Genomic DNA, 13027 nt, shown 5'->3' on the forward strand with positions numbered 1-13027 from the left:
CGTTAAACTTCCGAATTTCTGCAAATATTCCAACGATTTTATGTTACTTTGCAGCCCGTATATAAATGAATGCTTCGATGAAGAACCAGAAGATGTATGAGGCTGATGATAAAATGATCAACCTGATAAAAGATAATTACGATTTGTTGCAAAGTCTCGGATCGTTTGGGATTAGTTTAGGTTTTGGTGATAAGACAGTGCGGGAGGTTTGCGAAAGCCAAAAAGTGGATACGTATACGTTTTTGGCTGTGATCAATTTCACAATCAACGGTTATCGTGATTTTGACAATATCGATCGTCTCTCAGTGCCGACACTGATCCAGTATCTGCGGGCTTCGCACGAGTATTATCTCGATTTCCAACTGCCCAATATTCGGTCCGGATTGGTGAATGCGCTGGATGAGAATGATAATTTGGCCCGATTGATTCTCAAACTCTTTGATGAATATTCACATAGCATCCATTCTCACATGCGTTATGAAGAGAAAACAGTGTTTCCCTATGTGGAATCGTTGATGAATAACAATGTAACCGGAAACTATGATATCGCCACTTATTCCCAGCATCACGGGCAGGCTGATCAGAAATTGCGTGAACTGAAAAATATCATCATCAAATATCTGCCGAGTGACGGGCTGCATAACAATCAATTGGTGGCCACGCTCTATGATATTTATAATAATGAGCAATGGTTGTCTCGGCACGCCGAGGTGGAGGATGAGATCTTCGTCCCCGTGATTCGGAAGATGGAGCAGAAGTTCAGACAAAACGATGTGTCGGTCAAAATATCCAGCATGATCAGTCAGGGGTCCGATCATGTCGACACGCTGAGTGATCGGGAGAAGGATGTGATCGTGAGTCTGGTGCAAGGGATGACTAATAAAGAGATTGCCGACCACCTGTGTATATCCGTCAACACAGTGATCACGCATCGGCGGAATATCGCGCGCAAGTTGCAGATTCATTCTCCGGCAGGCCTCACCATTTATGCGATCGTCAACAATCTGGTAGACATTTCCACCGTCAAATTGTAATGAATGGAAGACAGGATGAAAGTCGGTCGTCCCCGCGTGGCGATCATCGATCCCAACACGTTGGCCGTCTTAGGACTGAAACAGATCTTGCAGAATGTGATGCCCATCATGACTGTCGAGACATTCAATTCATTCGAAGAATTGCAACAGGCGCAAGCCGATGACTTCGTGCATTATTTCGTTGCCGTGAATGAAGTGTTAGAAAGTGAGCCATTTTTCTTTGAGCGTCGGCACCGCACCATTGTTTTGACCACATCCCACAATCCCAACACCCAACTGAGTCGATTCCATAGCCTTTGTATCAATGTGCCGAAGATCAATTGGTGCGTTCTATCCTTGCTCTTGAACAGGCTGCGCACGCCAACGGCAAGAATCTTCCTCCGCTTCCGCGCGCTTTGCGTGCCCAGATTCTGACTGATCGGGAAATTGAAGTTTTGTCTCTCATTGTGCAAGGGCTGATTAATAAGGAAGTGGCCGACCGGCTTCACATCGGGATAACAACCGTCATCACGCATCGCAAGAATATTATGGAGAAGTTGGGCATGAAGAGTGTGAGCGCTCTCACTATCTATGCGTGATGCACGGCTATGTGGATATCAATAAGATATAGTGCAAGCGGGGTAGCATTAAGTAAATTTCTTTTAGGTTTACTTGTGTGGTTAAGATTTATTATTTACCTTTGCCGAGATTTTGATAATTGAGAGTTATAGACATGACAGGAAATGTAAATATAAATAGCGACAATAACGTGATGCAAAGAAACTTTGCCTTTCTTACATCTTTTAACGCTTTATATTTGCATATTCTAGAAAAAGTCTTAACACACACACACACACACACACACACACACATATAATACTATCTATTGAGTTCTCGCCTACGTGCGCGAGAAACATCTCCGATCTTTCCAAAGGCAGGGGAGAACTTTATAAACAAAGGACTCGGTTGAGTTTCCTTTGTTTCTCTCTTCATGTCCTTTTGCTAAATAGCATGAAGGGGAACAACGACAGATATTCAATTTAAACTAACAAGATAAGTATGAACAAAAAACAAATTCAGAAACAACATTATTTTGCGCCATGGTGTGAAATAATCTCGGCAGAAGCAACCAGTTTGATCTGTGCAAGTCCGCTGAAGCCAGAACTTACAGAGGATGATTGGGATAGTGAAACAATTATAGGTGATGGAGATGAAAACGAATTTGAATAAAAGAAACATAACAATGAAAGAGATGAAATCAAATGTATTTGCCTTTTGCCTGGCGGCCGGCATGCTTGCATTGACAGCATGTAGCAACGAAGATAGCACTGAAGCTGATAAGGAGGCGACTCAAACCGTACGGTTTAGTATAACAGAAGAAGATTTTGGCACAGATACCGAGCTTACTCGTGCGGGCATGCAAGGCATCAAGCCGGCAACGGCAGAGCTGAGCGATTGCGAGGTTGAAGTTTCGGCAGAGAATGAACCGGCAGAAAAGATGGCAGCGCCTACGCGTGCAGTCACTACGCCAGTGCACTACACCATTCGTGCTTATCAAAGTGGGGCGTTGAAATGTGAGTTGAAAGGTACGTTTAGTGCTTCGTCCTTTACGCCCGATGGGGGAAGTCCCGCATCTATCCAGTTGGCCCGGAATCAGACTTACGACTTCGTTTGTTTCAATGACCAAGTGACGCCCAACGGTAATAAGCTGGAAGTAAGCCTGGCAGATGCTGCCACGGCGCGCATCGGACATCAGCAGGTGACTATTGGTACGACCGATCAAACGGTTAGCCTTTCATCCAAGCATGCCGGTGTGCGTATGCGCACGCAGTTCACGGCCAAGAAAGACATACCAACAGCCATCAGTGCCACGCTCCAATCCACGGGCAATGATATTCCGACGCGAGTGTCGTATGATCCTGCAACGGGCACTTACACCAGTTTGTCCAGTGGTGCTGTAGCGGCTACGACCAACAACTCTCCTGCCAGCGCCGAGGCTAAATTCACAGCCTCGAACTATGGGCAAGCTTATTCTTATACTTCCACGGGCAAGTATCATTACTTCTTGCCCACGACGGATATGAGCCACTTCAAATTGAATGTTACCGGTGGCACCATCTTCTGGAAACCCCTTAGCGGAACAATCAACAAACTCAGCGGTAGCAGTGTGCAGGCCACGGCCAACAGCACTTATCTGATCAAGGCCAAGATGAAGCCGCAATACACTTACTTGATGAGCGATGGAACGACGGGCTTCTTTAAAGAGACCACCTATGGTGGCGGAACGAAAACGCCGATTGCCGTGGTCTTGGATACCGGACAACGTATCGCAATGGCTTTGACGGATGCTAATGCCGGCGGGACCTTGGTTTGGTGCACCAATGCGTATTGGACCACGCAGACTAACGTTATCACCCAGCCTGCAGCTCAATCATTAACCACCTATGCTCGGAGCGGACGGGAAGAAACCTGGAATCCTGTTTATAGCACGGGCGGCATCGGCGTGAAGGCAGTAAATCCGATCTTTGCTTCCTTCCATGCAGCTGGGCATTACAATCCGGGCGTGGCTTACACGGGTTCGCCGGCATTGGTTTGGTATCTGCCATCTTATCATGATTGGAAGTTGGCATTCTCCGTGTTAGGCTTTGGCAATGCGAGTGCCGTAACCAATTCGGGCAATTACACTTGGTATGGCTATTTGGCTGGCGGTTCCTATATACAAGTTGGTGGCAGCGGTGGTGACGAGTGGTATTGGACGAGCTCGGCAATCTCCATCTCCGGTTCTGGCACGTTAGGCTTTTTTGGCAATCGCATGGGCTGGGATAGTGCGGCCAAGAGCTATCACTGTGCCGTCCGTCCTTTCGTGGCTTATTGATGATCGACCAGTTTAGTCTGGTCAAAATTGCATACGTATGCAGCAAAATTTTCTCCCGGGAAGAAATAAATTTTCTCCCGGGAGAAAATTTATTTCCAACCGTATGAAAATTTATTTCACACTGTATGAAAATTTATTTCTATGCGGGAAGAAATTTTCTTCCAACCGTATGTAATTATTTTTCAACCATTCTGAGGGTTGATTTCTGCAATCTATAAAAACAAAATAATGACGAGTGCGCTGCCTGACAAGTAGCATGGCGCTGCCTGACAAGTCGTATCGCGCTGGTTGACAAGTAGCATGGTGCTAGCACATCATGAGGCTGGGTAAACAAAAGAATGACGAGTCGCTGTGATCACTTGGGCGACTCGTCATTCCTTTTTGATTTATATGGATCGTTGATCTGGGTTAGGGGAGCGTCTTGCTCCAATCCGTATTCTGCTCGACGCCAAAGCCCGTATTGATTTCATCGGCCGGGATCGGATAGACGAGATTGGATATGTCATAGTTGGTCACGCGGAATTTCACGTTGGGGGCGCTATAAGCCTCAACGCTTGCCTTGTCGCCCCAACGACGAAGATCCCACAGGCGGAAGCCCTCTTGGAACAGTTCGCGGGCCCGCTCGTCTTTCAGGAAGCTGTAAAGCGCGGTGAGTGTCTGGGGCAATTGCGTTGTGGACGTGATCGCCGTGTTGCGCCGAGCGACTGTGAGCAGAGCCGACTGGGCATCACTCAACTTGCCGAGCTTGATGTTTGCTTCGGCAATGATCAGAAACATCTCCGGTGCATTGACCAAATAATGGGTGGCATTGGCGGGATTGCCCGTTCTGAAAGCAGCGAATTTGCCGCCTCCATAGACCGGTGTTGCATCGGTAGAAGTGCTAGACCAGGTTTGGATGGCTGTCCGCACATCGGTGGAAGCATACATGCCGAGGAGTTTCGGACTCGGACTGAGGTTGTAGGTGCTCCATAGTGTGCCCGAGGAATTCGATGACCAGTTTTGCGTTTCGTTGATGTCGAGATAGAACATCGATTCTGTGTTGGATGCACCGCCATTGTAGAGTGCTTTATAATTGGCCCGGGTGTAAGTCAGCGAAGTGATTTCGGCACTGTTGAGTGCTTGCTGTGCATAGGTCTTTGCATGGCTCCAATCTTCTAGATAGAGATAAGTGCGGGCCAGAAGCGCGGTGGTTGCTGCCACGCCAATATAGCATTTGTCTTCGCGATCACCGCCTGCGGCTGTGAAGGCAGCGAGACTTTTCTGCAAGTCGGATAAGATTTGTGTGTAAGTTTCGCCCACTGTTGATCGGCTGACGCGCGTCTTTGCAGGGATCGGCGACTCGCTGATGACGAGTCCCGGTTGTGCAGAGAAATCCTGTCCGTTGACTTTGACCTGATGCGCAAACACGTTGACCATGACCAAATTGGCATAGGCACGCAGGGCATAAGCCTCTGCCAAATATTGATTCAGCACGATTTTGTCATCCTCGGTGGCGCCGGCGAGCTGTGCATTAACTGCCTGAATGATGCGGGCCGAATTGTCGACGATCTGATACCCATACTGCCAGATATCGGCCAAATAGAGGTTGGTCTCATCGAGCGAATATTGATAGATATCGTCCCAGTGGCCAGTCTTTGTGTTCCAGTAGCTGATATCGGTGGGAATATCACCGATATTGACCGCGTAATTGCCTGCAAACCGATAGTTGAACAGGCTATAATATACACCGGTCAGGGCCGACTGGATTAGTCCCGGCGTGTTTAAAGCGCCGTCGGTGGACACACCCGAATGGGAACTTGTGTCCAAATAACTCTCTGTGCAGCCGTTCATCCCGACCGAAAGCAGGACCGTTGCGATGCCGGCTACTATGTATCTTCTTATGTTTATCATCTTTTGAGTTGTTTAAATGATTAGAAACTGATCTGCACCCCGCCTACGAATGTGGTGGAAGCAGGATATTGCCAGGCGATGATTCCGGTGGAATAAGTCTCCGGGTTATAGCCCACAAAGTCGCTGGCAGTCCATGTATAGAGGTTGTCTGCCGATAGATAGATGCGCACTTTCTCCATCATTGCTTTGCGAATGAGCGTTTTGGGCAGGGTGTAACCGATCGAAATGTTGCTCAGACGCAAGAAATTGCCGCTCATCAAGAAGCGAGACGAATAACTGGTGGCATGATAGGGATCGCTGGTAATGTATTGCGGATATTTCGCATCTTTGTTGTTTGGTGTCCAAGAGTCGGTTGCCACGCGTTTCAGCGGTGTGTATTCTGACATTCCCCAACCTGTAAATGCAGCGCCGGAATCAAATACTTTGGCGCCAAGCCGATAGTTGAAAGCGATCGACGCATCAAATCCTTTCCAGTTGGCAGTGGTTCCGAAACCTCCGAAAACCTTGGGATCGGGCGATCCCAAATAGCGTTTGGCAGCGGCATTATAGTCGCTTGTCACCTCGTTGCCCGACTCGTTGAGATACCATGTGGGTTTGCCGGTTTCTCTGTCGACGCCTGCGTATTCTTTCAAATAGAAAGTTTGGTAAGCATAGCCGGGCTTAATGATATAGTAAGTGCCCTCGATCGGATCATCGGTCGACATTTTCAATACGCGATTTCGATTCCAAGTGAGGTTGGCATAAGCCGTCCAGTTGAGCTCGTTGGAATGCATAATCGTGGCGTTGAGTGTCCATTCGATACCCTGATTACGGATCGATCCGAGGTTCTGATATGTGTTCTCCAAACCCGAAGTCTGTGAGAGCGGCACCTCAAAAAGGGCGTCTGTGGTCTTCTCGTTATAATAGTCAAAACTCAACGTGAGGCGATTCAGCAGGCCGAGGTCAAAACCTACGTCGAATTTCCGCGACACTTCCCATGTCAGGTCGGGGTTTTCCAGACTTGTAGGACGTGTTCCCGGTAAGCTGTGATAGTTGAAACCAGCCGTGTAAAGACCGCGAGAAGCGTACCAGTCGATATCCTGATTGCCCACAGTTCCATACGAAATGCGCAACGTTCCGTTATTGATCACCTTGTTGTCTTTCAGTCCCAACCAGTCTTCATCGGTGAAACGCCACTTGCCTCCGACACTCCAAAAGGAGCCGAAACGATGTTTGGAACCGAATACTGAACTACCGTCGCGACGAAAAGAAGTTGATAAATAATAACGGTCTGCATAGGAATAATGAACGTCCCCGAAGTAAGACACAAGCCGAGCATCTTGCTTATCGTGGTTGGAGTCGCCCCAATGGCCTACCGTGGAGAGGTCTCTATTGCCCGCACTGGCAAAGGGGAAGTTATCACCTTGGATGGCGTCGTATTGGAAAGACTTGCGTTGCAATTCATGCCCCAGCATCACACTGAGGTTATGGAGATGATTAAACGTGCGGTTCCAACCCACAATGTTGTTCCAGGTAACGGTGCTTCGCTGCGAGTTATATTGCTGTCCGAGGCCGTTATAATCCATACCCTGTGGATTGTAAACGGCACTCCAATATTCATATTGGCGCAAACTGAAGACGTTGACACCCAATGTAGTCTTGTAATAGATGCCTTTTCCGAAATCCATCTGCAAGTAAGGACTCACCGTTGTGGTGTAAGTCTCCATCTTGTTGATGTCTCCCAGCCCCTTGTCATTCATCGCCAGAGGATTATAGCTCTCGAGATTCGCATAGTTTCCATGCTTGTCATAGAACGAATAGAAGGGTTGCATCAGCGTGATGGCTTCAACAATCGGATTGCTCAGAGAGCCGCTTGTTGCCTCGACTGCACCGTTCTTGATGGCGTAAGCATAAGAAACATTGGCACCGAAAGTGAAGATCTTGAATTTGCTATTGAGATTAGCACGACCCGAATAACGCTTGAAGTCGGAGCCGATAACGGTTCCTTCGCTGCTCAAATAGCCTCCGCTGACGTAGTAACCGGTGTTACCCGTCTGCCCACTCACGCTCAGATTGTAATCCTGATAATATCCCTTGCGGGTCACCGCATTAAACCAATCATAGTTGGAAACGGTATCCAACTCGTTCTCTTTGAGTAAATCACTATAATATTCTTGTTGGGTCTTATCCTTGTAGTGGGCTGCCCGACCTGCGGCATATAGTTGCAACGTTTGCTCTGCATCGGCAAACTCCATATATTATTATTGGCTATTGTCACGAAACCTTGCTTGACATCAAGATTCACATTAAACTTGCCTTGGCTACCGCTTTTGGTCTTGATCACGATGACTCCGTTTCCGGCACGTGATCCGTAGATAGCTGTCGCAGCGGCATCCTTCAACACCGTGACACTCTCAATGTCGTTTGGGTTGATCGAAGACATCGGATCCACAGCGTTATTGCTAGTCAACCTGAGTGCGTCACGATCCGAGTTGATCGGTACGCCATCAATAACATAGAGCGGTTGCGTACCTGAATTAAGTGAGCCTCGGCCTCTGACATACACAGCTCCCCATGTTCCAGGCGCACCAGAAGAGTTGCTCATCTGTACGCCGGTTACCGAACCTTCGAGCGATTTTACAAAGTTGGCATCGCTTTTCTTCTCGATTTTATCACCATTCAACAGCGAAGCTGCACCGGTGAATGATGCTTTGCGCTGTATGCCGTAGCCCGTCACAACCACTTCATCAATGTCTTTGGCATCGCTTTCAAGCAAAACTTTCATTCCATCGACTGCGGTCAGAGTCTGACTCTTCATTCCCACATATTGAATTGTGATCTTTGTCTTACCCGTAGGCATCATTATCGTGAACCGTCCCTCAATATTCGTCATGGCACCGGTCGTTGTTCCTACCACAAGAACAGATGCTCCGACCACTGGTTCACCGTCTTCGGCAGACAGCACCGTGCCCGACACCTTGCTTTGAGCTGCAGCCCATCCTACGAAAAGGAATAAACTGATCAAAGCCATCATTAATCTTCTTACCATAAACCTACACTTTAATTAAACAATAAACTTCTTTTCGATACATTTTATGGTTCGCAAAGTTATGAATTATAATTTTAAAAGCGAAATTTTTGATTGTTTTATACTTTTTGTCTTGTTGAAAATTGAAATTAATTAATCTATGTCAAGAAATCTGCTTGTTTCTTATTGCCCCGAAGCATCAATAAAAAGTATATTCAATTGCAATATTCAAACAAATCAAACGTTTATGATCATAAAGTATGCTTTATAATGACAGAGGAAAAGATCTATATTTATGATGGAATGAATGAATTAGAAAGAAACGTCAAACGGCTTTTTGATCTCTTTGTTTCTGCATCTTGTCTCATCCTTCTCTCTCCTTTATTTTTGGTATGTTATATTGTTGTTAGGCGTGCTGATCACGGTCCGGCTATTTTCAAACAAGAGCGAATCGGTCGTTTTGGAAGGCCGTTTTACATTTATAAATTTCGTAGTATGATTCTCAGTGCAGAGAAAAATGGCCCTGCATTGTATGGACATGCAAAGGACAAAAGGCTCACTCGGGTTGGAAAATTCTTACGCGAGCATCATTTAGATGAACTTCCGCAACTGTGGAATGTCTTTTGCGGTGAGATGTCTTTGGTCGGACCGCGTCCCGAACGAAAGTATTACATTGACCAGATAATCCAAAAAGATCCTCGTTATCCTTGCTTATATCAAATACGACCAGGTATAACCTCTTATGCCACTTTATATAACGGTTATACAGATACGATTGAAAAGATGCTCCGTCGGCTTGAATTGGATCTGTATTATTTGAAACACCGCTCGTGGTGGTTTGATATAAAGATCATGATAAACACATTTCTAAATGTGATTATCGGAAAGAAATTTTAGGGTTGTTGTGTATTTGAGAGGTTCTTAATCACTAAAAAAGTAGTGGATAGGGGAATCGAACCCCTATGCCAAGATTGAGAATCTTGTATCCTAACCGTTAGATGAATCCACCCTTATCATTCTGCAATGTCCAAAAGATTGCGGAAGCTGGGGGATTCGAACCCCCGGTACGCTAACGCGCACGGCAGTTTAGCAAACTGCTGGTTTCAGCCACTCACCCAAACTTCCTCTTCCGGTAAATTCGTTCACCGCAGCATTTTCTCTCAAATGCGGTGCAAAGATAAGGCTTTGTTTTTAAACAGCCAAACAAATGTGCATCTTTTTCATCTGAAATTTACGAAACGCTCTTTTCTTTCGATATGATTGATAATTGAAAGGTGTTGCAACCATGTGCGAATCCATAATCAAGCATTTGCCTATCCGTAGGTTGTTTGCATGTTTATTTTTCTCCTTTGCGTGTCTTCCAATTATCTTTGACGTAACTATTGGGGTAAGTTGTGGGGTAGAGAATGTTTCCGCCGCGTTCGTGTATATAGGTGTCGAAAGCGCGTTTACCCTCTTTCAAAATGATAACTCTTGCTCCGTTGCGCAGGTGATTATACTCGGTGTTGCCACCCGAAAAGCGTCCATGAGCCAGCAACACATTATAATATATGACCGAATAATCATTGTCGTGATCATGACCGCAAAAGATTCCCATCACGTCTCCGCATTCTTTCATGGCCGTGAACATACCCGAATTGAGATTGGGAGCATAAGCTCGTTCCATCCGAGTGCCGTAAAGGATACACTGAGGATTGTCGACGGCCATGTTATATTCTGGTAATGGGATGTGAAAAAAGGCCAATGCAGGAAGCGTTTTACCACCGTTTTTCGAACGAAAAGCCTCGCTTTGCCGACGATACCAACTGATTTGGTCGAATGTCAACCATTGATAGCCGTTCACACCAGCCATTCTGCTGTGATTATGACTGTCGAAACAATAGACCAAAGCTGCTGTCCGCGCACCGTTTGACGATTTAATAGGCAAGACATAATCCATCGTTTTGGTTATGTTTCGGTCGGGTTGGATATTATAAGGAGCTTTCCGCATCTGATCATAAAGCGCTGTGAGCGGCACATCTTGTTCTCCGTCGTGGTTGCCGAACGTCATCACGAAAGGCACTTTGTGTGCCGAGAGACAATCCAACACCTCTTGCAGCGCTTCGTTTCCGGGTTTTGAATAGATAATATCGCCCGTAACAACGATGAGATCAGGCATTTCCTGATTCACGATTTCATCAATACAAGCCAGCGCCACGTTTGAAGCGGGCGTGTTGGTTTTATAATGTAGGTCGGTGAATTGTACGATTTTAAACATCCCATTATGGAATTTCAGATTCTGTCCGACTGTTGTCAAACACAGCATAGCAGCCATTGCAACTATCGAAAGTCTTCTTTTCATATTCTCTGTTTATGTCAAATTTCGGTCGCAAAAGTACAAAATAACCCCTAAAAAGCATCTTTTGATGCAATATTATTCACCAAAAGGCGTTTTGATAATATCAAATCAGCATGAAGATGGATGTAGAATTATCAATAAGAAAGCGCCTCGGACTCGAAATCGAGCGCCGAATCTATCAGAATATGACTGCCGAGCACCCTCTCCGACAGCTATTTTGGGAATCTACATTGCGGTGTAATTTACACTGCCGACATTGCGGAAGCGACTGCAAAACATCTGCTTGCCAACCCGATATGCCGCGAGAGGACTTTCTACGTGTACTCGACAGCATTGCAAAACGCACAGATCCACACCGTGTCTTTGTTGTTGTGACGGGTGGCGAACCGCTGATGCGCGCCGATATTGCTGATTGCGGGCGCGAAATCTATCGTCGAGGATTCCCTTGGGGGATGGTAACCAACGGACTCTTCCTATCCGAACGAAAATTCAATGACCTGCTTTCGGCCGGTATTCATACGATGACGGTGAGTTTAGATGGGCTTAAAGAAAATCATAATTGGATGCGCGGACATACCAATAGCTTTGACCGGGTATTCGAAGCCTTATCGATGATGCACGAGTCGCCGTTATTAGACTATGATGTAGTGACTTGTGTCACCGAGCGCAACTATGAAGAATTGCCACGAATACGTGATTTTCTGATCGAAAAGGGTGTCAAGAAATGGCGACTTTTCACCGTTTTCCCTGTCGGAAGGGCTGCTTCCGATCCACGAATGCAACTCGTCAATGCACATTTTCGCGGTTTGTTGGATTTTATTAAAGCCACGCGTAGCAAAGGATTGATTCATGCCAGCTACGGTTGCGAAGGATTCTTGGGCAATTATGAAAGTGAAGTGCGCGACAGGTTCTTCTTTTGTCATGCCGGAATTACGGTCGGATCGGTACTCGTCGATGGGTCGATTTCATCCTGTCCCAGCATCCGAGCCGATTATCATCAAGGCAATATCTACGCCGATGATTTTATGGATGTGTGGGAAAAGCGATTCTTTCCTTATCGCAATCGCGATTGGATGCGCTGCGACGAATGTGCAGACTGCAAGTATTTCCGCTATTGTCATGGTAACGGAATGCATCTGCGAGATGGCAACGGCAAGTTGCTTACCTGCCATCTGCATCGTTTGGAAAACGCCAAAATCAGTTAGTTTCTAATATATACAGAATGAAAACAAAATTATTCAGCATGTTTAATCGGATTCTTTCAGGCTTGCTCGTAATCTTAGGATTCTCTGCCTGTCATGCGAATGATGAAACAGAGCCGTGCGAGTATGGATCTCCCACTGTAGATTATCACATCATGGGTCGTGTAACCGACGCTTCCGGAGCACCCATTAAAGGTATTCGTGTGACAGTAAAAGGCGTCGAACCCTATACCGAAGCACTACCTCCTGAATTGGCTAAAAAGGCCGTGGTATTCACCGATAACAACGGTTCTTACAGCACCGAAGATATCTCTACCGGCGGCATAGGCACCAGACTCCGCGTTGTTATGGAAGATGTTGACGGTCCGGACAATGGTGGTGAGTTTGCAAAAGACTCTGTGAAAGTGACCGAAATGGAGCGAAAACAGGTGAGAAAGAGAAGCAACTGGTATCTTGGCGAGTTTGAATTGAAAGCGACAAGATGCTGAAAAAGAATCATTCTCATTGAAAATTGAATTGATGCAGACATCTGATCCCAATCATTTTGGATGCGGTTACATGACTGCTTCAGGTGATGTGTCGGTCGGAAAAACGATATGCAGATATGCTTCGGTTTAAAAGTTGTAACCGGTTTACCGCTAAACGCCGTGCGAATAACCGTTAGTTGCACGCTGTTTAACGGCTTTTCGCAACGTGTTTAAC

Annotated in this window: 9 protein-coding genes, 2 tRNA genes and 2 pseudogenes; 7 read left to right on the forward strand and 6 right to left on the reverse strand. The window is 46.3% G+C overall.

Annotated features, from left to right (window positions below; all coding sequences use genetic code 11):
- The first annotated feature begins 77 nt into the window (after positions 1 to 77).
- The 4 genes and pseudogenes from JCM12259_RS06790 (at position 78) to JCM12259_RS06805 (ending at position 3888) form a co-directional block, all read left to right on the forward strand.
- Positions 78 to 1034, forward strand: coding sequence for a LuxR C-terminal-related transcriptional regulator (locus JCM12259_RS06790; protein ID WP_025065889.1), 957 nt, complete (start codon positions 78 to 80; stop codon positions 1032 to 1034).
- A gap of 3 nt (positions 1035 to 1037) precedes the next feature.
- Positions 1038 to 1644, forward strand: a pseudogene (locus tag JCM12259_RS14310) (helix-turn-helix transcriptional regulator).
- 428 nt (positions 1645 to 2072) lie between these two features.
- Positions 2073 to 2243 (forward strand): hypothetical protein, encoded by a 171-nt coding sequence (locus JCM12259_RS16925; RefSeq protein ID WP_172792988.1) that lies wholly within the window; start codon positions 2073 to 2075, stop codon positions 2241 to 2243.
- Positions 2244 to 2256: 13 nt separating this feature from the next.
- On the forward strand, positions 2257 to 3888 hold the full coding sequence (locus tag JCM12259_RS06805) for a hypothetical protein (protein ID WP_051559225.1): 1632 nt from the start codon (positions 2257 to 2259) through the stop codon (positions 3886 to 3888).
- 408 nt (positions 3889 to 4296) lie between these two features.
- Here the strand turns inward: JCM12259_RS06805 and JCM12259_RS06810 are convergent, their stop codons facing one another.
- From JCM12259_RS06810 to JCM12259_RS17280, 3 genes and pseudogenes are all read right to left on the reverse strand, one after another.
- The gene (locus tag JCM12259_RS06810) at positions 4297 to 5778 is read right to left on the reverse strand and encodes a RagB/SusD family nutrient uptake outer membrane protein (RefSeq protein ID WP_234396573.1); all 1482 of its coding nucleotides are present in this window, start codon (positions 5776 to 5778) and stop codon (positions 4297 to 4299) included.
- A gap of 20 nt (positions 5779 to 5798) precedes the next feature.
- A complete protein-coding gene (locus JCM12259_RS14315) occupies positions 5799 to 8012 on the reverse strand; it encodes a SusC/RagA family TonB-linked outer membrane protein (RefSeq protein WP_234396574.1) in 2214 nt (737 codons plus the stop codon).
- Between the two features lie 116 nt (positions 8013 to 8128).
- Positions 8129 to 8806, reverse strand: a pseudogene (locus JCM12259_RS17280) (TonB-dependent receptor plug domain-containing protein); the annotation flags it as partial.
- A gap of 249 nt (positions 8807 to 9055) precedes the next feature.
- Here JCM12259_RS17280 and JCM12259_RS06820 point away from each other — a divergent pair.
- Positions 9056 to 9682, forward strand: coding sequence for a sugar transferase (locus tag JCM12259_RS06820; RefSeq protein ID WP_025065892.1), 627 nt, complete (start codon positions 9056 to 9058; stop codon positions 9680 to 9682).
- A gap of 40 nt (positions 9683 to 9722) precedes the next feature.
- On the opposite strand, the gene JCM12259_RS06825 is transcribed toward JCM12259_RS06820, so the two are convergent.
- The 3 genes from JCM12259_RS06825 to JCM12259_RS06835 all read right to left on the reverse strand — a co-directional run bounded on the left by JCM12259_RS06825 (position 9723) and on the right by JCM12259_RS06835 (position 11126).
- Positions 9723 to 9794: transfer RNA gene (locus JCM12259_RS06825), tRNA-Glu, on the reverse strand.
- A 29-nt stretch (positions 9795 to 9823) separates the two neighbouring features.
- Positions 9824 to 9910 (reverse strand) — tRNA-Ser (locus tag JCM12259_RS06830).
- A 211-nt stretch (positions 9911 to 10121) separates the two neighbouring features.
- Complete coding sequence (locus tag JCM12259_RS06835) at positions 10122 to 11126, reverse strand: metallophosphoesterase family protein (RefSeq protein ID WP_025065893.1); 1005 nt, start codon at positions 11124 to 11126, stop codon at positions 10122 to 10124.
- Between the two features lie 110 nt (positions 11127 to 11236).
- Between JCM12259_RS06835 and JCM12259_RS06840 the strand changes: the two genes are divergently transcribed.
- Together JCM12259_RS06840 and JCM12259_RS15815 are read left to right on the forward strand one after the other, a co-directional pair.
- Positions 11237 to 12328, forward strand: a complete 1092-nt coding sequence (locus JCM12259_RS06840) for a TIGR04133 family radical SAM/SPASM protein (RefSeq protein ID WP_025065894.1) — start codon at positions 11237 to 11239, stop codon at positions 12326 to 12328.
- A 17-nt stretch (positions 12329 to 12345) separates the two neighbouring features.
- Positions 12346 to 12813 carry a radical SAM-associated putative lipoprotein gene (locus tag JCM12259_RS15815; RefSeq protein ID WP_025065895.1) on the forward strand — a complete coding sequence of 156 codons (468 nt, stop codon included), beginning with the start codon at positions 12346 to 12348 and terminating at the stop codon, positions 12811 to 12813.
- Positions 12814 to 13027 lie beyond the last annotated feature (214 nt).

The sequence above is a fragment of the Hoylesella enoeca JCM 12259 genome (assembly GCF_000613405.1).
In the GTDB taxonomy this organism is placed as follows: domain Bacteria; phylum Bacteroidota; class Bacteroidia; order Bacteroidales; family Bacteroidaceae; genus Prevotella; species Prevotella enoeca.